This window comes from Nitrincola nitratireducens (assembly GCF_000585235.1).
Classification (GTDB): Bacteria; Pseudomonadota; Gammaproteobacteria; order Pseudomonadales; family Balneatricaceae; genus Nitrincola; species Nitrincola alkalisediminis.
The window spans coordinates 25,264-49,003 of record NZ_AONB01000024.1; the positions used below are offsets into that span (position 1 = coordinate 25,264).

Consider the following 23,740-nt stretch of genomic DNA (forward strand, 5'->3'; position numbering starts at 1 on the left):
CCATTATCAAGAGATAACACCCGATGTCTATTGAGAGCGCAATTACCTATTTTATCGCCATTTTTATCTTTGCCATCACACCCGGTCCGGGTATTTTTGCATTGATTTCAAGAGGGATGAGCTCTGGTTTCAGTGCCTGCATCCCCCTTGCGGCGGGAATGACACTGGGCGATCTCATTTATCTAACGCTTGCATGTTATGGATTAGCGACCCTGGCCGAACACTGGAATGAGGTGTTTACTGTGATTCGTATTGTAGGGGCGATATACCTGATCTACCTAGGGTGGAAAATGTGGACAGCGCCCATTCATCTAGCGGACATTCCTAAGGATACTACGCTTGGGTCAGTCAAAGGCTTTGTTCAAGGCTTTTTGATTTCGTCGTCCAATCCTAAGGTTATTTTGTTTTATATTGCCTTCTTACCCACGTTTATTGATTTAACCCAAATGACTCAGTCGGATATTGTCTTGATTGCCGTGCTGACACTAACAGCTCTCATGCTGGGCCTTTTATTGATTTCAGCGGGTGTCTCAACGGCTCGCAAAGCCTTTAGATCCCACAAAGCCATGCGCACCTTGAACCAAAGCGCAGGATCGCTGATGATTTTGGCCGGGGTCTACTTGGCGACGAAAAGCTAACGTCACGATCAATCATCGCCATCTTCATGCGATGGAATAATTTCAGATAATAGGGTTTGAATAGGTGATATTTATGGTCATTTTACTTAAAATAAGGCGGTTAAACGACCATTCACCCAACTCCATAGCACATGCGGATACTATTATGACGGACCATCTATCTTCTTCACCTAAACGTCGACTCATCTTCCCTCTAGCAGGCTTACTCATCGCGAGCTTAGGTATTGCTTATGCTGTATCGGATTACTATTTGACGTATCAACAAAAGCAGGAAGGCGCCGCAGAAAAAGCACTTATTCAGGAGCAAGTTGCGGCATCTGTTGCCGACATAACTGCGTTAAAAGCGCAAATGGCTGAATTAGAAGCGAAAAAACAAGGCCTGATCGATACTGAGCAAAACAATCTTGTTCAGCTAGAGTCTTTATACGAGCAGGCCAATCGTTTTCAAGAGAGCTTAGTCGGCAATGAAGGTTCTCTTTCAAGCTTACCCAGCGCTGTGCCTTCAGGCGCCGAATCGCTCTGATAAGTATTGATGTATTTGCTTTGATTCATACATCCAAGTTGTCTTGCCGTTGTCCTCAATCTTTAGACAAGGCACTTGGATTTTTCCACCCCCTTGCTCTAGCTCACGGCGATACTCTGGATTTCCCTTAGCATCTTTTAACGCAATGGATACGTTGAGTCGATGAAGCGTGCGTCGTGTTTTGACACAAAATGGGCAAGCATGGAATTGATACAAGGACAGTTGCTGAGCGTCTGCATCTACTTTCGCCTGCTCTTCTGGCGTACGTTTCATTTTAGCGGGGCGCGAAATCCAATCTAAAAAGACGATCACATTTCCCAAACCTTTTCTAAGCATCGATACCAACATTTGTTCTACAACCTTTTATTTCGAACCTTAATGAAGTACTCATTTTACCAGACTGCCCAAAGCAACGTTAGCCTCTCTGGCGAATAGCCCCTATGGACTCAATCGATTACTAGTTAATTTAATTGGATCAAGCAGGCTCATCAGTTCAGACTCCGACAAGTCTGTCATTTCAAGGGCAACCTCTAAGACAGGCCGCTGTTCTTGGTACGCACGCTTGGCTATTTCAGCCGCCTTCAGATAACCGATGACGGGATTCAAGGCAGTGACTAAAATGGGATTACGCGATAACGATGCAACGATATTTGCCTCGTTGACTTTAAAAGTGGCAATCGCTTTGTCGGCTAGGGCATAGGCAATATTTGTCAAAAGCTCAATGGATTGCAATAGATTACTGGCTACTAACGGCAGCATCACATTCAATTCAAAATTGCCCGACTGACCCGCCAACGTAATACTGGCATCATGACCTATCACCTGTGCCGCCACCATCGTGGCCGCCTCTGGAATCACCGGATTTACCTTTCCAGGCATGATTGAAGACCCTGGCTGTAAAGCTTCCAGTTCAATTTCGGCCAACCCCGACAAGACCTGAATTCATCCAACGTAAATCATTTGCAATTTTCATAATTGACACAGCGGTCGTTTTTAACTGTCCGGACAGGCTCACCGCCGTGTCTTGGGCACTCATCAGTGCAAAGACATTGTCTGCTGGTAAAAAGGTGATCCCGGTTTGATCACTTAAAGATGCACAAAACTCCGAGGCAAAGTCCGGGTGTGCATTAACCCCTGTTCCAACTGCGGTCCCTCCTTGCGGTAGATGCTGCAAGCTCACCTGCAACGATTGTATATGCTTAATATTCTGAAGAATTTGTGCAGACCAAGCACTCAAAGATTGGCTCAAACGGATTGGCATGGCGTCCATCAGATGTGTTCGTCCTGTTTTAACACAGTGATCCACCGATGCCGCTTTACGCATAATAGCTTCAGATAAATGACTCAAGGCCGGGAGCAAGGCGTCTTCAACCATGACAGCGGCACTGATATGTATCGCGGTTGGAATACAGTCATTACTGCTTTGTCCAAAATTAACATGGTCATTGGGGCTAACGTCATCTTTTAGAATGCGGCTGGCTAAAGTGGCCAATACCTCATTTGCATTCATATTACTGCTTGTCCCAGAACCCGTTTGGTAGATATCCACCGGGAAGTGCGCCATCAATTGCGCATCGTCCATTAGGTCATCGACGGCTTGCACGATTGCATCGGCTATAGGTTCGGATAGGAGTTTCAGACGTTTATTGGCGACGGCCGCTGCTCGCTTTGTCATTAATAACGCACGAATAAATGCAGTAGGCATAGGCTGACCGCTAATCGCAAAGTTGTTAATTGCACGCTGCGTCTGAGCGCCGTACAAAGCCTGCTCAGGGACACTAACGGTTCCCATACTGTCTTTTTCAATACGATGCGTCATGTTCAATCCTCCCAATATGTGCATTGAAATACAAGCCTGCTCTGATGTACTCAAACGTAATGTGCAATTCATATTGCAAGCGATTAAGGGTGCGATAGCTCCCTTTAAATCGTGGCAAACGCTTCATCGCCAACAGGGGTCTATTGATATTTTCCAAACAAAAGATACGCCACTGAGCAGGCAACACCTCATCGGCAAGGGTTTCTAGCAATAAACGAAATTGCTGTTCATAGTGGGCAAACTTTTCTTTGTGATGATCGGGTAATGCTTCATTTTCTAAAGAAAACCAGCGGTAAATCAGCAGCGGATCATCTGGACACTGCGCTTGCCTGATCATGGTCCGTAACTGTTCTAAAGAAACTGTATGCGTGTAACTGGACATAACTCATCTCATTTTGAAGTGATAATACGGCGTAAGGTCAACTAGTGCATGACTGATGACGGCAGGATTAGCATTGTGGTGCAGAGCGCCCCCACACCAACACAAACAAACTCGAACCAATAATTACTCATAGGTTTCTCTTCATTATAGGTTAGGATAAAAATGCGCCGATTAGCTGCTGAAACAAGAAGTGGCTACAAACGCAACGAATACCAAATGTTATTGATAATTATTATCAATACTGATTCGATCTATGTCAAGCCTGTTCTCTAAAACATGGGATATAAAAAAAGCCCAACAGCATCTCTGCCATTGGGCTTTGAGGAGAACATCGGGATTAGGCGGCCGCTTCGTCTTCGACAGAAGAGCGGATCAGATAATCGAAGGCACCCAATGCAGCGCCTGCGCCATTACCCATCGCAATAATAATTTGTTTGTACGGAACGTTGGTCACATCCCCTGCTGCAAACACACCTGGGATATGTGTTTCGCCGTGCGAGTTGACTTCAATTTCACCAAAACGCGTCAGCTCAAGATCCCCTTTCAACCAATCGGTATTTGGGATGAGTCCGATTTGTACGAAGATCCCCTCTAGGTCCAGATGGTATATTTCATTACGCTCGCGGTCTTTATAGGTCAAACCAATCACTTTTTTACCATCGCCTCGAACCTCAGTGGTTTGAGCCATTTTTATGATGGTAATGTTGCTCATGGATGCAGCTTTTTTCTGCAGAACGGCATCGGCTCTGAGCGTGTCGCTAAACTCCAACACCGTTACGTGCGCAACGATCCCGGCAAGATCAATGGCCGCTTCGATGCCTGAGTTACCGCCACCAATTACGGCTACACGCTTACCTTTAAATAACGGGCCATCGCAATGTGGGCAATAGGCGACACCTTTTCCACGGTACTCTTGCTCACCGGGAACATTCATTTCTCTCCAGCGTGCACCTGTGGCTAAAATGACAGACTTACTCTTCAGCGTTGCACCACTTTCAAGATCAATTTCAATCAGGCCATCTTTGCGCAGTTTCTTAGCACGTTGGTTGTCCATGACATCCACATCGTACTCTTTAACATGCTGTTCAAGACTGGCAACCAGCTTTGGCCCTTCGGTGTAGTTAACCGAAATAAAGTTTTCGATGCCCACGGTATCCATTACCTGACCGCCAAAGCGTTCAGCAACAATACCCGTGCGGATCCCTTTACGTGCAGCATAAATAGCCGCTGCCGCACCTGCAGGCCCGCCACCCACAATTAACACATCGTATGGGTCTTTTTCATTCAGGGCTGCAGCTTCACGCTTTGCTGCACCTGAGTCAACTTTTGCAACGATTTCTTTCAACGTCATACGACCTTGACCAAAGGGCTTGCCATTGAGCAGCACGGTTGGCACGGCCATGATCTCTCTTTCTGCAACTTCTTCTTGGAAGAGCGCACCGTCGATCATGACGCTGGTCACATTCGGATTCAAAATCGCCATTAAATTCAGAGCCTGAACTACATCAGGACAGTTTTGGCATGACAGTGAGATATAGGTTTCAAAATGAAACTCTCCCTGCAATTGTTTTACTTGCTCGATCAATTCTGGATCGGCTTTTGATGGATAGCCGCCTGCTTGCAATAAAGCCAGGACTAACGAGGTAAACTCGTGACCCATCGGAATACCTGCAAAGCGCACTCTTGGTGCTTGTCCTTGTGCAGCAATCGCCATACTTGGCGCACGTTCTCTGCCATCGGTAAGGACTTGAAGGCTGATTTTACTATTCAGCTCAGCAATTTCCTCGCAGAGGGATAAGAGTTCTTTTGATTTTGCACTATCGTCAGTGGACACAAGTATCTCAATCGGATTGACGATATTCTGCAGATAGGTGTCCAGTTGCTTCTTAAGATTCGCGTCCAGCATGAGACCGCCCTTTAACGATAAGGTTATCTAGAAAATATAGGAAATTAAGACCGACCCCAAGATCTGGGGCCGGAAATGACACAGTTGTTAAACCGTATTAGATCTTGCCAACCAGATCCAAAGAAGGAGCCAGTGTTTCTTCACCTGGCTGCCATGCAGCTGGGCATACTTCACCGTCGTGAGATGCAACGTACTGAGCCGCTTGGATTTTACGAACCAGCTCTTTTGCTGAACGGCCAATGCCTAGATCGTGAATCTCAGCAACTTTGATTTGGCCTTCTGGGTTGATAACAAATGTACCACGCAAAGCCAAACCTTCTTCTTCGATCATAACGTCGAAGTTGCGAGAAATGACGCCTGTTGGATCTGCAACCATTGGGAAGTTGATTTTCTTGATGGTGTCAGATGCATCGTGCCAAGCTTTGTGAGTGAAGTGAGTATCAGTTGATACTGAATAGACTTCTACGCCCATTTCCTGCAGCTTAGGATAGAAATCAGCCAAGTCACCCAGCTCAGTTGGGCAAACAAATGTGAAGTCTGCAGGATAGAAGAAAACGACTGACCATTTTCCTTTCAAATCGGCATCAGATACTGGAACGAACTCGCCATTGTGGTAAGCCGTTGCATTAAAGGGTTTAACTTCAGTGTTAATCAGTGACATTGTGTTCTCCTAAAAGGTTGTCGTTATTCAACGAGACCATAATAGGAAAATATCACGCACATGGGAAATTAATATATCTTAGTATAACGATTTATTTTACCTATCGAAGGAAGTAAAATCTCTTTAACATTTCTATGGTAAAGATACATTGAGCCTCAGGAGGCTTCAAGGTAGTCCACCATTAACTGCAAACTCACCTGCCCCCGAAACTCATTACGCGCCAAACGATAGACCATGCGTATTGATTGCACTGCATCATTGGGCCATTGCTGAGTGTCGACACCAAAGGCAATTGCATCAATGGCTTGCTGCCCCCCGACTGGCATAACGACCAACTTCAGATGCTTTTGTCCAACAATTCGCTGTTGCAGTATTTTAAAATACCCATCAAAAACAGGTTCGGGAAACTGATGCCCCCAAGGGCCTGCTTGTTGCAAAGCATCGGACAGTTCGAGCGTAAAGTCGTCATGTTGCAGCTCACCATCGGTCATCAACACTCTTTGCAGGTCGGCTTCGGTTAAAGCTTTTTTCACCTCGGCATTAAATGCATCTTTAAAGATCGCTAGGTCTTTAATGGAGATGGATAAACCGGCGGCAGCTGCGTGCCCCCCAAACTTTTTCAACAAGCCGGGATGCCGGGCAGCGATTGCATCCAAACCGTCACGTATATGAAAACCTGGGATAGAGCGAGCAGAGCCTTTGATTTCGCCTTCATCACCGAGGGCAAACGCAATCACAGGACGATGCAAACGATCCTTGATACGTGAAGCCAAAATACCAATCACCCCTTGGTGCCAACTGGCTTCAAATAAACACACTCCCCAAGGCATAGAGGGATCGTCTAACGACAATTGATCCAGGATCTCAATGGCTTGTTTTTGCATGCTCTGTTCTATACCGCGACGTTCGACGTTCAGGTGATTGAGCGTTTGCGCTAACTCTCGCGCATGATCGGGATTATCGGTGAGTAAGCATTCGATCCCAATCGACATATCTTCCAAGCGCCCTGCCGCATTCAAACGGGGCGCAATGGCAAAGCCTAAGTCAGCAGCCATGAGATGTTCACGCTGACGCCCGGCAACCTCTAGTAATGCCAAAATCCCAGGGCGGGCTTGCCCTGCACGAATACGCAAGAGCCCCTGATGCACGAGCGTGCGATTGTTATGCTCAAGCGCAACAACATCGGCAACCGTTCCCAAGGCCACAAGATCAAGCAGGTTTGCCAAATTTGGTGCAGACTGGTGACCTGAGAAATAGCCTTTCGACTGCAACGCGCGCCTTAAAGCGATCATCACGTAAAAGATCACCCCGACACCACAGGTTGATTTCGCTATAAAATCACATCCCGGTTGATTAGGGTTTACGATGGCAACGGCATCCGGTAATACCTGTCCCGGTAAATGATGGTCGGTAACAATGACATCTATGCCGAAGTCCTGCGCTTTTTTAACCCCTTCGATACTGGAAATACCGTTATCAACCGTTACGATTACGTCTGGCTTCTTTTGACGGGCAACTTCGACAATTTCAGGGCTTAAGCCATAACCAAACTCAAAACGATTGGGTACAAGGTAATCAACCTGTGCAGCCCCCATCATACGCAACGCCAATACGGCCAGCGTTGTACTGGTGGCCCCATCACAGTCAAAGTCACCCAAAATCAAAATACGCTCTTGTCTTTCTAACGCCAGCACTAAGCGATCGACTGCGGCCCCCATGCCTTTCATGAGGTGGTCCGGTAGCAGTTCATTTAAGTGACGTCCTATATCCGCTAAGGATTCAACACCACGTGCCGCGTAAACGCGTGCCAGTACTGGGTGTAAATGAGAGAAAGGCGTAGAGGAAACCGTCGGCACAGGTCGACGTTGGATAATCGCTTGGGTCATTTCAAATCACTAATGGGAGGGGTAAAACGGCTTAAACGCTGAAAAAGAGCACTGATGTGAATCAGTGCTCTCTAACATCAGTCGCGATGAACGTTGGACGCGACGAATGCCTGAACGCTTGCTAAATCTTTTGGTAGAACTGTAAAGCGCTCTTCACGCTCGTACAAATCTGCCAAATGTGCAGGCAGTGCTGGCGACTCTAAACCTGCTTTCACAATGGGTTCAGGGAACTTCACCGGATGTGCCGTTGCCAGCGTGATCATAGGGATGGTTTTGTCTTTCCAACACTCACGCGCGGCTTTTAAGCCAATAGCGGTGTGTGGGTCTAACAAATACCCTGTCTCTTGGTACACCTGTTTGATCACATCGCAGGTCGTAGCATCATCGACTGCATAGCTGTCAAATAACTCACGCACCGCTTCCCAACGTCCAGACTCCAGACTCACGGACTCTGTTTTGAAACGCTTCATCAGATCTGCAATTGCGGCACCATCACGTCCATATACATCAAACAGCAAACGCTCAAAGTTTGAGGATACCATGATGTCCATTGATGGCGACAGTGTATGCTCAAGCGTTCCTTTCGACATATCATTGCCCGAAATCACGCGATGCAAGATATCATTGCGATTGGTAGCCACTACCAACTGCTTAATTGGCAACCCCATTTGTTTAGCCAGGTAACCTGCAAAAATGTCCCCGAAGTTCCCTGTTGGTACGGAGAAGGACACTTCACGGTGCGGACCACCTACGGCTAAAGCAGATGAGAAGTAGTACACGATCTGAGCCATAATCCGTGCCCAGTTAATCGAGTTGACGGCTCCTAACTTAAGGCCTTGAAGGAAAGATTGATCAGCAAAGCTGTCTTTGACCATTTCCTGGCAGTCATCAAAATTGCCTTCTAACGCAATGTTAAACACATTGTCGTTTAATAAGGTCGTCATTTGGCGACGCTGAACCTCAGACACTCTGTTGTACGGGTGCATAATGAAAATATCAAGGTGCTTGCTGTGTCGGCACCCTTCAATAGCCGCCGATCCAGTGTCTCCTGAAGTCGCTCCCATGATCACTAAGCGCTCACCACGCTCAGACAACACATGATCCATTAAGCGTCCTAGCAACTGCAGTGCAAAATCTTTAAACGCCAACGTTGGACCATGGAACAGCTCTAGAATCCACTCGTTGCCACCGAGCTGAACCATCGGGGCTACACCTATGTGATTAAACCCGGCATAGGTTTCATCAATCATGGTTTTCAAATCAGATGCTTTAATGCAGTCATCCACAAAGGGTTTGATTACATTAAAGGCTAACTCGTTATACGGCAGCCCTGCCCAAGACGCAATTTCGTCTTGACTGAAAGTCGGAAGCGTCTCAGGTACATAAAGGCCGCCATCATCGGCCAATCCGGCCAGAAGTACGTCAGCAAAATTAAGGACAGGTGCCTGACCACGCGTCGAAATATAGTTCATAACAGCCCCCTTAATCGGCTAAATGGTCTACACGGATACGGATCACTTCACCTAAAATATCAGGCAAAGCTTCAATTTCACGAATGGCTTCATTCATCATTCGCTCAGCAACACGCTGGGTCAACATAATGACGGGCACTTGAGCTTCTTTTGTTTCTTTTTGCACGATAGCTTCAATGTTAATGCCCTTTTCACCCAAAATCCGCGTGACATGTGCCAATACACCGGGACGCTCAACTGCTTGCAAACGCAGATAATAGCCACTGACTGTATCCTCAACCGATAACACCGGTGTTTGTGACAACTCGGCACTTTGGAAGGCTAAGGGAGGCACGCGGCATTCTGCCGATGCATCCAACATCCGTGCAACGTCAATCAGATCAGACACAACCGCTGAGGCCGTGGGTTCAGCACCGGCACCCGGACCATAATAGAGTGTTTGTCCAACGGCATCACCCGATACCATCACGGCATTCATAACACCATTCACGCTCGCCAACAAAGAAGATTTCGGAATTAACGTCGGATGAACCCGTAGTTCAATGCCTTTATCTGTATGGCGACTAATGCCTAAATGCTTAATGCGATAGCCTAATTCTTCTGCATACTGGACATCATCTGGCGTGATTTTACTGATTCCTTCGGTATAGGCTTTGCTGAATTGCAAAGGTATACCGTATGCAATTGACGCCAAAATAGTCAGTTTATGCGCAGCATCGATGCCCTCAACGTCGAAGGTTGGGTCAGCTTCTGCATAACCCAAGGCTTGAGCTTCAGCAAGCACATCGGCAAATGCACGCCCTTTTTCGCGCATTTCGGTCATGATGAAGTTGCCAGTACCGTTGATAATACCTGCCAACCAATTAATACGATTCGCGGCTAAGCCTTCACGAATCGCTTTAATAATTGGGATACCTCCAGCAACAGAAGCTTCAAAGGCAACCACCACGTTTTTCTTGGCGGCTGCAGCAAAAATTTCATTGCCGTGCACCGCGATCAAGGCTTTGTTAGCCGTGACAACGTGCTTGCCGTTTTCAATTGCGGTCATCACCAACTCTTTGGCAACTTCATATCCACCAATCAATTCGACAATAATGTCAATTTCAGGATCTCTGGCCAATGCAATCACATCTGTTTGTAATGTATAAGCAGATGTATCGCACGCCGGATTCGGACGGCGTGAAGCGATCGCTTTAATTTCAATTGAACAGCCCGCACGACGGGCAATTTCTTGTGCATTGCGGGTCAAGACGTTAAACGTGCCACCGCCAACTGTACCCAGACCACAGATCCCTACTTTTACAGGCTTCAAACGACACCTCGCAGATTGCTTACTCAGGACGCACTCTTTCTGACGAAAGAGTAAAAAATGGGTCTTAGTATAACGAAAACAGGGGCGTTGCACTATGCAAAGCCCCTGTAATCAACACTGAATTCATAAGATATTAGTTGAGACCTAACATAGGTGCTAAACGCTCAGCAGGCAGATATCCCGGCAGCAGAGTTCCATCTTCTAAAACCAATGCAGGTGTGCCAGTAACGCCCATTTTTTGCCCCATCACCAACTGACCCACAACTGGGTTTTCGCAATTTTCCTGGGCAATTGTTTTCCCTGCTTTGACACGATCCATTCGCTGATTACGTTCTTGTGCATCTTTACCGCACCAAATAGACACCATTGTGTTATAGGTTGCTGTGTTTGGACCGCCACGCGGGAAGGCTAAGTAACTGACCTCAACCCCCATCTTATTTAAGGCAGGGATCTCTTCGTGCATACGACGGCAGTAAGGACAATCAACATCGGTAAACACCCACAAATGCGCTTTACGATCACCCTCTGCAGGGTAAGTGATAATGTCGGCTTCTGGCACATCGGCCAACGCTTCTAAGCGAAGGCGGTTTTGTGCTAACTCCGTTAAATTGACCAAACCTTTTGCATCATCAATTTCGTACAGGTGGCCCACCAGTAAATAACGACCTGTCGACTCAGCATACAAAATTTCACCACTTGCCAAGGTCACCTCATAAAAGCCATCTAGTACAGCGGGTTCAACCGACTGTACGGGAATTCTGGCATCGGCTTTGTTTAGCTGTGAACGAATGGTCTCCTCAGCATCAGAGGCCCAAACCGCAACACTCAAAAAGAGTGCGGTTAGCAAAACAGCCAGCGAACTTTTTTTCATAACATCCTCAGATCGTCATTAATTACAGGGATAAGAGTCACAAAACAGGCTTTAGTTCAACCTCGGGGGTGATGTGCCTGATGAATTGCATTCAGTCGATGTGTTGCCACATGGGTGTATATCTGAGTTGTGGATAAATCAGAATGTCCCAGCAACATTTGCACAACACGCAAGTCCGCACCATGATTGAGCAGATGGGTCGCAAATGCATGACGCAACACATGAGGAGATAGGGGCTTATCAATGGCGGCCACCTCCGCATGGTGCTTAATTCTATGCCAAAACGTTTGCCGCGTCATTGCACTGCCACGCTGGCTTGGAAACAGGATCTCTGATGAAGACCGGATCAACAGAGGCCGAGACTCGCGCAAATAACGATGGCACCATTCGACGGCGGTATCGCCAACGGGCACCAAACGCTCTTTATTGCCTTTTCCCACCACTCGCACAACACCCAATCGAAGATTTAGCTGATCTAACTCTAAATCAACCAGCTCAGTCACTCGCAAGCCAGACGCATAGAGCAGCTCCATCATGGTTTTATCACGCAAACCTAAGCAGTCGCTCACATCTGGGGCCGCTAAAAGCGCCTCCACATCCTGCTCAGTCAAGGTTTTGGGCAATGGACGTGCAGGCTTTGGACTGGCAAGCGTGAGAGTGGGGTCTTCGTTAAGCTCCCCTTCTCGTAGACAATAACGATAAAAGCCACGCAAACACGACAAGGCTCGTGCCGATGAAATCGATTTAAAATGCTCTACCACTCGCCAAGCTAAGTAAGCTTGGAGGTCGGATCGACGCGCACTTAACAAATGCATCGAGCGCTCATTCAGCCAACAGGCGAAATGGCACAAATCCCGCTTATAGTTACTCAAGGTGTTGGGACTTAGCCCTTTTTCTAACCAGAGGTTACGGCAAAAGCGCTCAATCAAAATCTGATCTTGATCACTCGGTAAAAGCGCGACATAACGCCGATCCGCCATTAACGATAAACCTCGGTCGCTTGAATTTTATCCAATTCAAAGGGGTACTCCGCCACACCTCGATCCACCCGTTCAATAACCCGGATGTTGTTGCCCTCAACCGCGACCAAGATCCCTTCGACACGCTTACCAAAGAAGGTATAGAAACGAACGGGATGACCGATGTAATTGAAAAACTCGTCTGGACTCGTCTCGCGAAACTGGCGAGGTACAAACACATTTTCAGTTTCAACGGGAGTGGATCGCCGTCTAGGGTTCAGCTCTGGCACTTCGGCTCAGGTATTTCGACCTGCATCGAAATGGCCTCAAGCAATGCAACCCACTCCTCATCAGTTAATTCGATGTGAGTTCCATTCACTTTAATGCTAGGCCTCAGTAAGCCAATGTAATCCGCTGGCTCATGTGAGCGCGCAAAGGTTAATGGGATTACCAGCTCAATGGGAGACAGGCTAACCTCCAATTCAGCATCTGGACGGCTCATCGCATCGTAACCCGCAATCATGGGGCGCGTTGCTCAACGCCACGCTCTCGCAACCAATCCTGTATCATTAAGCCATGATTTAAATAAAACTGAGCAGGTGACACTTGCGACTGAGTCGAACAGAATTCGCCTCGACGCCGATTAAACCCTTCATCTGAGTAACGCAATTTTGCATTCAACACACCAGGAACTTCGCGCAAATTCGATGCTTGACGCAGTGTTAAACCTAACACAGCCGAAAAATCAATTTGCCACCAGTCTTTCACATTGGCATTGACGTCTAACTGTACACGGTTTTCGTCTAGACGTTGCCAATTAAAATAGAAATCCGTTTGCACTAAACGCATACCGATCATACGCAGTGTCGTTAGGTCGAAACTGCGTACATTTCCACAACCAAAGGCAATAGGGCTGACATGAGAGGGAGGCGTATCGCTCATTAACTGTTTAGCCATATGTTCGAAAGACGTAAACAGAGGCGAATTAAAATCCAGCGTTAAGCCCGTCATGCTCACATGCAGATCATTCGGTACGCTCTCGCGATTTAAGGTCGCACCTGGATTTAACCAAAATGCTGGATCGCGGCTACGCATTAATAGAGTATCGATCAGAAAGGGATTTGCCTGCCCTAACGGCATGATGCGGATACCTTGAATCTTTACTTCACCAAAGGGTGACAAGACTAAGCGATTGTAACTCACTTGAAGTAACGGATTGAGCCCATTCAACGTGCTGTCCAGTTCTCGCTTCAACTGATACCAATAAAGACCATAAGCGGCCAGTGCAAAAGCGACCATCAAGCCTAGGAAGGCAAAAACCCATTTAACTGTACGCATCAAAACTACCCTGTGTATTCACAACCACTTATTCCATTCTATTTGACGGGATGCATTATAGCGAATAGATCAAGTAAGATTTCTAGAAAAAAGATACTTTTCTATATTGAAGACGGATTTCATGACATTCACAACAAAAAAGCGGCTAAAAAGCCGCTTTTTTTATCAGGTATCGAAAAGTTGGAATTAACCCAATTTTTCTTTGATACGTGCAGACTTACCACTACGCTCACGAAGGTAGTAGAGTTTAGCCTGACGAACATCACCACGACGCTTAACGCTGATGCTGTCGATAACAGGGCTATACGTCTGGAACGTACGCTCAACGCCTACACCGTGAGAGATCTTACGAACGGTGAAAGCTGAGTTTAAACCACGGTTACGCTTACCGATTACAACGCCTTCGAAAGACTGTAAACGGGTACGCTCACCCTCAACCACTTTAACCTGAACTACAACGGTATCACCCGGTGCAAATGCAGGCACCTCTTTGTTCATTTGTTCAGCTTCAATCTGCTGAATAATTGTGCTTTTGCTGCTCATCGCTCGCTCCTATTTTTTCAACCGCACGCCGCTTGGGCTTCGCGGATATATTCGCTTAACAGCGTTTGCTGTTCTGGGCTTAGATTCATCTGTTCGAGCAAATCAGGTCGACGCTGCCAGGTTCTACCAAGCTGTTGCTTTAATCGCCAACGCTTAATTTCAGCGTGGTTACCACTCAGCAACACCTCTGGCACATTCATGCCATCAAGCTGTTCAGGACGAGTATAATGCGGACAATCTAGCAGACCATCAGCAAAAGAATCCTCTTGTGCTGATAACTCATGACCCAATACACCGGGCAAGAGTCTTGAAACTGCGTCAATCATCACCATTGCGGGCAACTCGCCTCCACTGAGAACAAAATCACCCAACGACCACTCTTCATCTATTTCGGCGTGTATCAGGCGCTCGTCAATACCTTCATAACGTCCTGCCACCAAAATAAGACTCTCATGAGTCGCTAACTCTTCTACACCAGCTTGGTTGAGTTTACGCCCTTGGGGTGATAAATAAATCACCTTCGCCAGCCCAGGCGCTTTCGCCTTAGCGGCTTGGATCGCATCCCTCAACGGCTGCACTTTCATTAGCATACCTGGACCCCCACCGTAAGGGCGATCATCCACGGTACGGTGCTTATCGAGCGTAAAATCTCTAGGATTCCAACACTCTAGATGTAAAGCACCTGAACGCACAGCCCTTCCTGTAATGCCATAGCCTGTAACAGCCTGAAACATTTCAGGAAACAAACTAACGATCCCGAACCACATTCGTTAAAACTCTGGATCCCAGTTGACCCTAAGCTCACCCGACTCTAGATCTATCTTTGTTATCACTTGATCCGGTAAATAAGGAATCAAACGTTCAGCATCATCAATGCTGTCTTGAGTTGCTTTAACAACCAACACATCGTTTGAACCTGTTTCAATCAAGTGATCAACCCGCCCCAACAAAACGCCGGATTCGGTATAAACCAAAAGATTTTCAAGCTGACTCCAGTAGTACTCACCGTCATCTAAATTTGGCATTTGCGATGCAAAAACACTAATTTCAGCACCAACGAATGCGCGAACGTCTTCAGGAGTATCTACACCCGCCAACTTGGCAATCAAGCCTTTTCCATGAGGTTTAAAGGATTCAAGCTTTAATGCTTTCCATTGCCCCCCATGGTTTACCTGCCAAGGTGTATAGGTGAACACGTTCTCGATTGGATCCGTGTAAGAATAAATTTTCACCCAGCCCTTTACCCCATAAGGGGCACTGAACTTAGCGATGACTACACGCTTATCGGTTGATTCACCTTGCATATCTGACAGGTCCGCCAAGCTAATTACTGTGCGGCCTTACGTGCATCTTTAACCAGCTGGGCAACACGCTCAGACGGCTGTGCACCTTTGCTGATCCAGTAATCAACACGCTCTAGGTTGACGCGTAAACGCTCTTCCTGACCCCGAGCAATAGGGTTAAAAAAGCCCACCCGCTCAATAAAGCGGCTGTCACGCGCAAAGCGCGAATCGGCAACGGTGATATGATAGAACGGACGCTTTTTAGCGCCGCCGCGAGACAAACGAATAGTGACCATGCGCTGGACCCCTTTATTTCGCAAGGATGGGTTTTAGGATCGCCCATCGTTAGTAATCCCCGCTCAGTTCGCTATGTAAGCCGGCTGAACGAGGGCCAAATCAAAATTAAGGCGCGAATTGTACGTTAAACGCACACACATTAAAAGCCTGATAAGTGCTATAGCGCCCCTTAAGCACGACTATTCCTGATTTTTTCTTTTGCCAACTCCAATGCAATGGCACCTGTGGGTCTTGATTCCACTTGGCTTCTTTCAAAAATCATGCTTAGCGTGTTTGAGACTCCCTCAACATGGCTTTTTACCAGCAAAGGATCATAGCCGACCCGTTCGTAATAAATATCGATGATGCCACCTGCGTTTATCGCAAAATCGGGTGCGTACAAAATCCCCTTTTCGTGCAACTGACGGTCATGACACTCACGTTCCAACTGATTATTCGCAGCCCCTGCAACCACTTTTGCTTGCATGGCCTGAATAGACGCATCATTTAATACGGCTCCCATGGCACAGGGTGCAAAAACATCAACATCGAGCGATGCAATTTCGTCCGATGACACCACGGTCGCGCCTAGCTCCGCTTGCGCTTTGGCCACGGCATCTGGATAAATATCACTGACGTAAAGCTGGGCACCCGCCGCATGAAGATGCTGAGCTAAACGATACCCCACATTGCCGACGCCTTGAATCGCCACTTTTAACCCCTGTAAGCTGCGATGACCAAAACGCGCCTGCACTGCTGCTTGCAAACCTACGAAGACACCGTAGGCGGTTGCGGGTGATGGGTCACCATTATTTCGACCACCGACAAGACCTGGGCGGTCATGAATTCCAGCCACATACGACGTATGCTTTGACATGACTTTAAGATCGGCCACTCCCGTTCCAGAATCCTCAGCCGCAATATAACGGCCACCCAAGGATTCTAAACAGCGCCCCATCGCTTCCAGAAGCGCTTGTGATTTATCTTGGCGTGGATGACCTATAATCACGGACTTCCCGCCACCTAACTTCAAATTTGCCAAGGCGGATTTATAGGTCATCCCTTTTGAAAGACGAAGTACGTCTGTGATGGCTTGAGATTCGCTTTCATAAGGCCACATACGACAACCGCCTAAAGCGGGTCCTAGCTGTGTATCATGAATGGCAACGATTGCTTTAAGCCCTGAGCTTGCATCATGAAAGAAAACCACTTGCTCGTGCTGCTCGAATTCAACATGCTGAAATACTGACATCGTTTTTTCTCCTACAACTGGATCTCAGTTGTAACTTGATTTTTTATTATAAGTGCGCCAGAAATGCCCAGCCCACGGAAAACCACCCTTTTGGGATGGCAAATGGGAAGTTAGGTCAGACGCGCCTCTAGGTCAAGGTGCATTTGCATCTTTGCAGGGCACTGCATTTTGAATTTTAGTGAACAAGTCTTTCTCAAGCGCTAAAATAACGCCCTATTTTTTGAGAGCCGCCCGATGAACATAGCGCTAACACCCATAACGTCCTGGCAAGATGAGCTAAAAAATGCCATCACCTGCCCTGAACAATTGCTTAAAGAGCTCGAGCTACCCGACTCTCTTCTTGCGGGTGCTAAGCTGGGTGAAGCATTATTTTCTTTGCGCGTACCTCGACCCTATTTAAGTCGAATAGAGAAAGGCAACCCTAACGACCCGCTACTAAGACAAATATTGCCCCTTCAGGAGGAGGCCTCAACGGTTCCTGGATATGTATCAGATCCTTTAGCGGAAAACTCTGCAAATCCGCAATCCGGCCTAATTCATAAATACAAAAACCGTGTGCTATTGATTATGAGCGGCGCCTGTGCCATTAACTGCCGCTATTGTTTTAGACGTCATTTTGCCTATGATGAGAATCAGATTGGGCGCCAACAGTGGGCATCGGTCCTTGCGTATTTAAAAAACAATCCCCAGGTCAACGAGGTCATTCTGTCCGGAGGCGACCCACTTGCAACCAGCGATCAGCGCTTACTGAATATTCTGGCTGATCTCAACCAACTGCCCCAACTGACACGACTGCGCATTCATACCCGCCTTCCAGTGGTCATTCCTCAACGAATAACAAACAATCTTCTGACTGGCTTACAGGGGTCGCGACTTAACGTTGTCATGGTGCTTCATATCAACCACCCCAATGAGATAGATGACGCCGTTATCCGAACCTGCCAACGAATTAAATCTCATGATATTACGCTCTTGAATCAAGCTGTTTTGCTAAAAGGCATCAATGATGACGTCTCTGTACAAAAAACACTCAGCGAAAGGCTTTTCGCCGCAAGCATTCTACCGTATTATCTATTCCTATTTGATAAAGTCGCTGGAGCCGCGCACTTTGACCTAGAAGAGTCCGTTGCTAAAGAGCTGGTTGGCAAACTGCAAGCGGAACTTCCGGGTTACCTTGTGCCTCGCTTAGCGAGAGAGATTCCTGGCAAGCCCGCAAAAACCTTGCTGGCACCACTACTGAACACCTAATAAACCGGAGTAGTTACATGAAAGCAGGCTCTGCATTCGGCACTCGCCGCAGCCCTCTTTTATCCCCTCGCTTTATACGCACAGCTGCTTTACTAAGCACCGCCTCTTTGCTGTCCGCTTGCGGCAGCCTTGATTTTAGTATGTTTGCTCGTAAATCAGCACCCGTTGAAGAAGTGGTTGAAGTGATTCCACCCCCTCCTGCTTTGCCCAAGCCTGCACTGATTATCAGTCGCATGGTCGCAGAACCTCCTCAATCAAGAGGGGATGCAGGTGCATACATTGATTTTATCAATGGCACAGACCTAACCGTTGAGTATGTGATGTTCAAAACCACAGCTTACGATGAAAGCGGCCGCATCGTGCCTGCGAAGCGTTCTGGAGATCCGAATACTTGGCTTCGTGTTGCCGGTCCTTTTGCACCCGGACAAGCCAGTGGCAGTCGTCATTGGGAGCAACTCTGGCAAAACCGCAATCTACGCTGCTTTGAAATTGAAGGCGTTGAGTTGATTTACATGGATGGCATGGTCGAGTTTTATGAGTCAGACCGAATCGCCTTATTGCCAGGCAGTGAAGACAAAAACAGCTGCAGTTAAGACTCTGCTACAGACAAGCCCATAAGCCGCTTACTCGCTAAGCACCCTGCTTATGGGTTTTTTAATCTTCAAAAACGCTAAAATTGGCCTTAGGCTCGGTTTAGAGTAAAATTATCGATTCTTTTTCCGTTTCAATTTGTTTCAAGGAACTCTAATGGCAACTTATTCCAGTAACCAGCTTAAGAATGGCCTCAAAGTAATGCTTGATGGTGACCCATGTACGATGCTGGATGTTGAATTCGTTAAACCCGGCAAGGTCAGGCCTTTACTCGGGTAAGACTTCGCAATTTAATTACAGGTCGCGTCTGGGAAAGAACCTTCAAATCCAATGAAACACTGGAAGGTGCTGACGTAATGGATACCGACATGGAGTATCTATACAACGATGGCGAAATGTGGCACTTCATGGACAACCACACCTTCGAACAGGTTGCCGCCGATAAGAATGCAGTGGGTGATAATTACAAATGGCTTAAAGAACAAGACAAAGCCACCGTTACCCTTTGGAATGGCAACCCTATCGCTATCACCCCACCTAACTTTGTTGAGCTTGAAGTGGTCGACACGGATCCAGGTGTCAAAGGCGACACAGCTCAAGGCGGCTCTAAACCCGCAACGCTCACCACTGGAGCGGTTGTTCGCGTTCCCTTATTTATCGAAATCGGGCAAAAGCTGCGCATTGATACGCGTACAGGTGAATATGTCAGCCGTGCATAATAGCTGGCGACCCACCGCCTCTATTCAGAATTTACGACGTCGCGCAGAAATTCTGAGTCAGATACGCGCATTCTTTGCCGAACGTCAAGTGATGGAGGTGGACACCCACCTCTTATCTCACTGCGCGGTCAGCGATCCCTTTATTGACTCAATGCAGGTCAACTATCAAAGTTTACCGGGTGGCGAGATCACTCCGATGTTTTTGCAAACATCACCGGAGTATGCGATGAAACGCTTACTCTGTGCAGGTAGCGGCCCCATTTACCAGCTCGCCAAAGTCTTCAGAAACGGTGAGTCTGGTCGTCGACACAACCCAGAGTTCACCTTGCTGGAGTGGTATCAAACTGGATTTAATCTGCCGCAATTGATGCAAGAAGTTGAGGCGCTTATTCAGTTGATCCTACCTGATCAATCCTTTGAATACATAAGCTATCGTGATGTTTTTAAAAGAACGTTACAACTCGATCCTTTCACCGCAAGCTTAGCAGAGTTAAAGGCCGCTTGCCGCGAACAGGTTGAAGCCTCTTTTGAGGATGAGGACCGCGACACTTGGCTGAACCTTCTCATGTCGCATCTGATTGAACCCCACTTAAACGCAACCTTTGTTCACAGCTACCCCCCCTCACAAGCCGCCTTGGCTAACATCGCTCAAGATGAGTATGGGACACGTGTCGCGGCTCGTTTTGAAGTGTACGTTCGAGGGATTGAGCTTGCAAATGGCTATCATGAGCTCACAGATGCCCAAGAGCAAAAAAGACGCTTAAAAGCCGATCACGATCAACGCAAACAGCTTGGCCTTCCAACCTACCCTCTGGAGATGCGATTGGTTCATGCACTAGAGCAAGGCTTACCTCATTGCTCCGGTGTGGCACTGGGCGTCGATCGATTAATTATGCTGGCGTTAGGCTGCAACCAGATCCAAGACGTCATCCCTTTTTCGATTGATCATGCTTAAATTAAACTAAAGTCGAACCTATAAAAGTACTACTTTTGGTGCGGGATCACATATACTTAGTATTAGTTAAATTTAATATTACTCAGATTTTCATACTGTTAGCTCTCCCTATAGGCAAGGTTCAAGCTTAGTGCCCTTAACACTTGCTCATCCTATCCTCTTAGGATCTGAGCCATTGGAGCCCCAGCCATGTTAATAAAAATGAAACTTCGCACACGCATGTTGATCTTGATTGCGCTTATCATCTTGGGGTTAAGCTTACTCACCCTTACCTCAATCCTGTCAACACAACGCGATCTAACCCAAGGCCGAAAGGACGTGATAACGGCCGTTTTAGAGTCGGCTTATAGCATTGCTGAGTTCTATCACAGCAAAGAACGTGATGGCAGCATGAGCCGCGAAGATGCACAACAGGCAACGGTTGCTGCCTTTTTAGCGGGTCGTTACGGCGGACTGGATGGAAAAACCGAGTATGTATACGCCTGGACAATGGATGGAGTCGGTGTCGCCCACGTGAATCCTAACTTCATCGGTCAAAACATGATGAATCAAGTACGTGATGTTAAAGGTCGATACACCCTGCAAGACATCTCAAGTGCCGCCCGCCAATCACCTAAAGGGGCTTTTGTTGATAGCTTATTCCCTCGCCCAGGCACAACTGAAGCCGTTGAGAAACTTCAATTTACGAAGATGTTTGAACCTTGGGATTGGTTTATTGGTACCGGAATTTACATGGATGACCTTGCTGCCGATATGCGCAAACAAATTATTGCTGACATCAGTACCGCATTGATCATTATCACGTTGATTACAGCCTTAGCTTTATTGATTGCACGCAGCGTGCTGAGGCAAATAGGAGGCGAACCCGCCGATGCCATCCGCTTTATGGCCAGTGCTGCTGCAGGCAATTTAACCATCAAAATTGATCAAGCCCCTAAACACAGCGTATTGGATGAACTGGCAAAAATGGTGGCATCACTACGCGACACCATGAACCATATTCGTGATGAATCGGCACGTGTGAATGGCAACGCAAACACCATTAACCAAGCAACTGCCAATGTTGCAAGTGCTGCTTATGAACAGTCAGAGGCAATCACCTCAATGGCTGCCGCCATTGAAGAAATGACCGTTAGCATTTCACACATTTCTGACAGTGCTCGTGACACTGAAGACAGCTCGAAATCATCGGCTCAGCTGGCAGAGCAAGGCGTTCAACAAGTTGCACTTGCCAATACCGAAATTCACAAAATCGCCAAGACGGTTCGTGAAGCCTCCACCAAAGTTGAAAATTTAAACAATCGTGCAACGCAAATTTCTTCGATTGCTGGTGTCATCCGTGACATTGCCGAGCAAACCAATTTATTGGCCTTAAATGCAGCCATTGAAGCGGCACGTGCAGGCGATCAGGGCCGAGGCTTTGCAGTGGTTGCCGATGAAGTCAGAACACTGGCCGGACGCACCGCGAACGCCACAAGCGATATTGAAGCCATGATCGCAGGCGTCTTAACCGAAACCGGTCAAGTGGTGGACACAATGAAAACAGCGCTGCCACAGGTTGAGTCAGGTGTTAGTGCAACGGAAACTGCATCGCAGATTCTCGCTCATATCAAACAGGAGTCTCACTCCACCTTAAAGAGAATTTCGGAAGTCGCCAACGCGACACGAGAACAAGGCTTGGCAAGCAGCAGCATTGCTGAAAAAGTCGATCAAATTGCAGCCATGGTTGAAAGCACTAGCCAAGCCATGCGCGCAACCGCTGAGAGTGTTCATGAGTTAAATCAGGTATCATCTGAGCTGAATACCATGGTGAATCGATTTCAGTGCCACTGAATCGTTCATCCGAACAATCTCTTGAACAAGGATTAAGGATGTCAAACTTACGTTACTCTCTGCCCAGCCTGCTATGTGCGGGCTGGATGTCCATGTCCGTTGCCTATGCAGACGCCTCATTCGAAGCCTGTAAGAGTGAGCTGCGTCGCTCTGCGATCAGCAATCAGATTTCTGCTCAGACGTTTGACCGATACGTAGGTGGTGTACAACCTGACATGACCGTTATTGATCGCCTCAACTTCCAACCTGAGTTCAGAACTCCGATCTGGGACTACATGGCAGGTTTAGTGGACGAAGAGCGTGTTGAAAAAGGTCAACAGATGCGAGCCGAACATGCGCATCTCTTACAGGAAATTGAACAGAAATACGGCGTCGAAGGCCATATCGTTTTGGCCATTTGGGGTGTTGAAACCAACTATGGAGCGATTTCAGGTCGCTACTCCGTTGTCGATGCCTTAACCACGTTAAGCTGCATTGGCCGTCGTCAGACATTTTTCCGCAACGAGCTAAACAGTGCATTACGCATCCTTCAAGGCGGACACGTTAACCCTGATGACTTCAAAGGCTCTTGGGCGGGTGCTTTCGGTCATACTCAGTTTATTCCCTCAACCTTTGAGCGCATTGCGGTCGACTTTATCGGTGATGGCAAACGCGACATTGTTGGCAGCATTCCCGATGCACTTGCCTCTACAGCAAACTATCTTAAGCGTTCAAACTGGCAAGCCAATCAACCTTGGGGATTTGAGGTTAAACTCCCGGCCAACCTGAACACAAACGATGAGGGCCGCCGCACCAAACGACCTCTTTCAACCTGGGCACAACGAGGCCTGACTCGCGTTAATGGCTCCCCTCTCACTGCTCAAGGATTAAGGGCTGACATGCAAGCAGGCCTCATTATGCCCGCTGGCCCTGAAGGCCCTAGCTTCCTTGTATTTCGGAACTTTGATGCCCTATTTAGCTATAATGCGGCCGAAAGCTATGCATTAGCGATTGGTCATCTCTCTGATAGAATTTTAGGTGGCCCTGGCTTTAGCACACCCTGGCCCACTGATGATCCACCGATTTCACGCTCAGAACGACGTGAGTTGCAGCAATTACTGCTGGATCGTGGGCATGATATAGGAGCGGTCGATGGGTTGATTGGCGATAGGACGCGCGGAGCCATTCAATTGGAGCAACGCCGCTTAGGACTCGCGGATGATGGGCGTGCAGGCTTAAAAATACTGACTGAGCTACGCAAAGGTCACTGAGCAGCGACCAACCTGGAGCGTTA

24 protein-coding genes and 2 pseudogenes are annotated in these 23,740 nt (G+C 47.5%); 8 read left to right on the top strand and 18 right to left on the bottom strand.

From position 1 onward, the window contains the following. Positions 1 to 23: 23 nt before the first annotated feature. Both D791_RS16380 and D791_RS16385 read left to right on the top strand, forming a co-directional pair. On the top strand, positions 24 to 638 hold the full coding sequence (locus D791_RS16380; RefSeq protein ID WP_036513950.1) for a LysE family translocator: 615 nt from the start codon (positions 24 to 26) through the stop codon (positions 636 to 638). Positions 639 to 783: 145 nt separating this feature from the next. Continuing rightward, positions 784 to 1,161: a hypothetical protein gene (locus D791_RS16385; RefSeq protein ID WP_036513951.1), complete on the top strand. Its 378-nt coding sequence runs from the start codon at positions 784 to 786 to the stop codon at positions 1,159 to 1,161. On the opposite strand, the gene D791_RS16390 is transcribed toward D791_RS16385, so the two are convergent. The 18 genes and pseudogenes from D791_RS16390 to D791_RS16475 all read right to left on the bottom strand — a co-directional run bounded on the left by D791_RS16390 (position 1,141) and on the right by D791_RS16475 (position 17,121). Beyond that, complete coding sequence (locus tag D791_RS16390; protein ID WP_036513952.1) at positions 1,141 to 1,509, bottom strand: glutaredoxin family protein; 369 nt, start codon at positions 1,507 to 1,509, stop codon at positions 1,141 to 1,143. The two genes, D791_RS16385 and D791_RS16390, sit on opposite strands and share 21 nt — an antisense overlap. 90 nt (positions 1,510 to 1,599) lie before the next feature. Beyond that, positions 1,600 to 2,980, bottom strand: a pseudogene (locus D791_RS16395) (class II fumarate hydratase). Further along, a complete protein-coding gene (locus tag D791_RS16400) occupies positions 2,964 to 3,362 on the bottom strand; it encodes a hypothetical protein (protein WP_036513953.1) in 399 nt (132 codons plus the stop codon). The pseudogene D791_RS16395 and the gene D791_RS16400 overlap by 17 nt, the downstream one beginning before the upstream one ends. 337 nt (positions 3,363 to 3,699) lie before the next feature. Next, positions 3,700 to 5,268, bottom strand: coding sequence for an alkyl hydroperoxide reductase subunit F (gene ahpF / locus D791_RS16405; RefSeq protein WP_036513954.1), 1,569 nt, complete (start codon positions 5,266 to 5,268; stop codon positions 3,700 to 3,702). A 97-nt stretch (positions 5,269 to 5,365) separates the two neighbouring features. Beyond that, on the bottom strand, positions 5,366 to 5,929 hold the full coding sequence (gene ahpC / locus D791_RS16410; protein ID WP_036513955.1) for an alkyl hydroperoxide reductase subunit C: 564 nt from the start codon (positions 5,927 to 5,929) through the stop codon (positions 5,366 to 5,368). A gap of 155 nt (positions 5,930 to 6,084) precedes the next feature. Next, positions 6,085 to 7,815, bottom strand: coding sequence for a single-stranded-DNA-specific exonuclease RecJ (gene recJ / locus D791_RS16415; protein WP_036513956.1), 1,731 nt, complete (start codon positions 7,813 to 7,815; stop codon positions 6,085 to 6,087). A gap of 77 nt (positions 7,816 to 7,892) precedes the next feature. After that, on the bottom strand, positions 7,893 to 9,287 hold the full coding sequence (gene thrC, locus D791_RS16420; RefSeq protein WP_036513957.1) for a threonine synthase: 1,395 nt from the start codon (positions 9,285 to 9,287) through the stop codon (positions 7,893 to 7,895). A 10-nt stretch (positions 9,288 to 9,297) separates the two neighbouring features. Further along, entirely contained in the window at positions 9,298 to 10,599 is a 1,302-nt protein-coding gene (locus tag D791_RS16425) for a homoserine dehydrogenase (RefSeq protein WP_036513958.1), read from the bottom strand. Between the two features lie 133 nt (positions 10,600 to 10,732). Beyond that, positions 10,733 to 11,470 carry a DsbC family protein gene (locus tag D791_RS16430; protein ID WP_036513959.1) on the bottom strand — a complete coding sequence of 246 codons (738 nt, stop codon included), beginning with the start codon at positions 11,468 to 11,470 and terminating at the stop codon, positions 10,733 to 10,735. A gap of 56 nt (positions 11,471 to 11,526) precedes the next feature. Next, positions 11,527 to 12,450 (bottom strand): site-specific tyrosine recombinase XerD, encoded by a 924-nt coding sequence (gene xerD, locus D791_RS16435; RefSeq protein WP_051514637.1) that lies wholly within the window; start codon positions 12,448 to 12,450, stop codon positions 11,527 to 11,529. Next, entirely contained in the window at positions 12,450 to 12,719 is a 270-nt protein-coding gene (locus D791_RS16440; RefSeq protein ID WP_036513960.1) for an LSm family protein, read from the bottom strand. The genes xerD and D791_RS16440 overlap by 1 nt, the downstream gene beginning before the upstream one ends. Continuing rightward, positions 12,707 to 12,952, bottom strand: a complete 246-nt coding sequence (locus D791_RS16445) for a hypothetical protein (RefSeq protein ID WP_036513961.1) — start codon at positions 12,950 to 12,952, stop codon at positions 12,707 to 12,709. Before D791_RS16445 ends, D791_RS16440 begins: the two co-directional genes overlap by 13 nt. Continuing rightward, positions 12,949 to 13,767: a hypothetical protein gene (locus D791_RS16450; RefSeq protein WP_036513962.1), complete on the bottom strand. Its 819-nt coding sequence runs from the start codon at positions 13,765 to 13,767 to the stop codon at positions 12,949 to 12,951. Before D791_RS16450 ends, D791_RS16445 begins: the two co-directional genes overlap by 4 nt. A gap of 186 nt (positions 13,768 to 13,953) precedes the next feature. Then, positions 13,954 to 14,310, bottom strand: coding sequence for a 50S ribosomal protein L19 (gene rplS, locus D791_RS16455; RefSeq protein ID WP_036513963.1), 357 nt, complete (start codon positions 14,308 to 14,310; stop codon positions 13,954 to 13,956). 17 nt (positions 14,311 to 14,327) lie between these two features. Next, positions 14,328 to 15,077, bottom strand: a complete 750-nt coding sequence (trmD, locus tag D791_RS16460; protein WP_036513965.1) for a tRNA (guanosine(37)-N1)-methyltransferase TrmD — start codon at positions 15,075 to 15,077, stop codon at positions 14,328 to 14,330. Positions 15,078 to 15,080: 3 nt separating this feature from the next. Beyond that, complete coding sequence (gene rimM / locus D791_RS16465) at positions 15,081 to 15,614, bottom strand: ribosome maturation factor RimM (RefSeq protein ID WP_036513966.1); 534 nt, start codon at positions 15,612 to 15,614, stop codon at positions 15,081 to 15,083. Positions 15,615 to 15,637: 23 nt separating this feature from the next. Next, the gene (gene rpsP / locus D791_RS16470; protein WP_036513967.1) at positions 15,638 to 15,889 is read right to left on the bottom strand and encodes a 30S ribosomal protein S16; all 252 of its coding nucleotides are present in this window, start codon (positions 15,887 to 15,889) and stop codon (positions 15,638 to 15,640) included. A gap of 170 nt (positions 15,890 to 16,059) precedes the next feature. Next, on the bottom strand, positions 16,060 to 17,121 hold the full coding sequence (locus D791_RS16475; protein WP_036513968.1) for a Glu/Leu/Phe/Val dehydrogenase dimerization domain-containing protein: 1,062 nt from the start codon (positions 17,119 to 17,121) through the stop codon (positions 16,060 to 16,062). A gap of 234 nt (positions 17,122 to 17,355) precedes the next feature. Here D791_RS16475 and epmB point away from each other — a divergent pair, with 234 nt between their 5' ends. The 6 genes and pseudogenes from epmB to D791_RS16505 all read left to right on the top strand — a co-directional run bounded on the left by epmB (position 17,356) and on the right by D791_RS16505 (position 23,717). Continuing rightward, entirely contained in the window at positions 17,356 to 18,369 is a 1,014-nt protein-coding gene (epmB, locus tag D791_RS16480; RefSeq protein WP_036513969.1) for an EF-P beta-lysylation protein EpmB, read from the top strand. Positions 18,370 to 18,386: 17 nt separating this feature from the next. Then, the gene (locus D791_RS16485; RefSeq protein ID WP_036513970.1) at positions 18,387 to 18,962 is read left to right on the top strand and encodes a hypothetical protein; all 576 of its coding nucleotides are present in this window, start codon (positions 18,387 to 18,389) and stop codon (positions 18,960 to 18,962) included. A gap of 154 nt (positions 18,963 to 19,116) precedes the next feature. Continuing rightward, positions 19,117 to 19,679: pseudogene (efp, locus tag D791_RS16490) on the top strand (elongation factor P). Further along, on the top strand, positions 19,663 to 20,634 hold the full coding sequence (epmA, locus tag D791_RS16495; RefSeq protein ID WP_036513971.1) for an EF-P lysine aminoacylase EpmA: 972 nt from the start codon (positions 19,663 to 19,665) through the stop codon (positions 20,632 to 20,634). Before efp ends, epmA begins: the two are co-directional and overlap by 17 nt. 189 nt (positions 20,635 to 20,823) lie before the next feature. Next, a complete protein-coding gene (locus D791_RS16500; protein ID WP_036513972.1) occupies positions 20,824 to 22,467 on the top strand; it encodes a methyl-accepting chemotaxis protein in 1,644 nt (547 codons plus the stop codon). Positions 22,468 to 22,505: 38 nt separating this feature from the next. Next, on the top strand, positions 22,506 to 23,717 hold the full coding sequence (locus D791_RS16505; protein ID WP_051514638.1) for a lytic murein transglycosylase: 1,212 nt from the start codon (positions 22,506 to 22,508) through the stop codon (positions 23,715 to 23,717). The last annotated feature ends 23 nt before the right edge of the window (positions 23,718 to 23,740 follow it).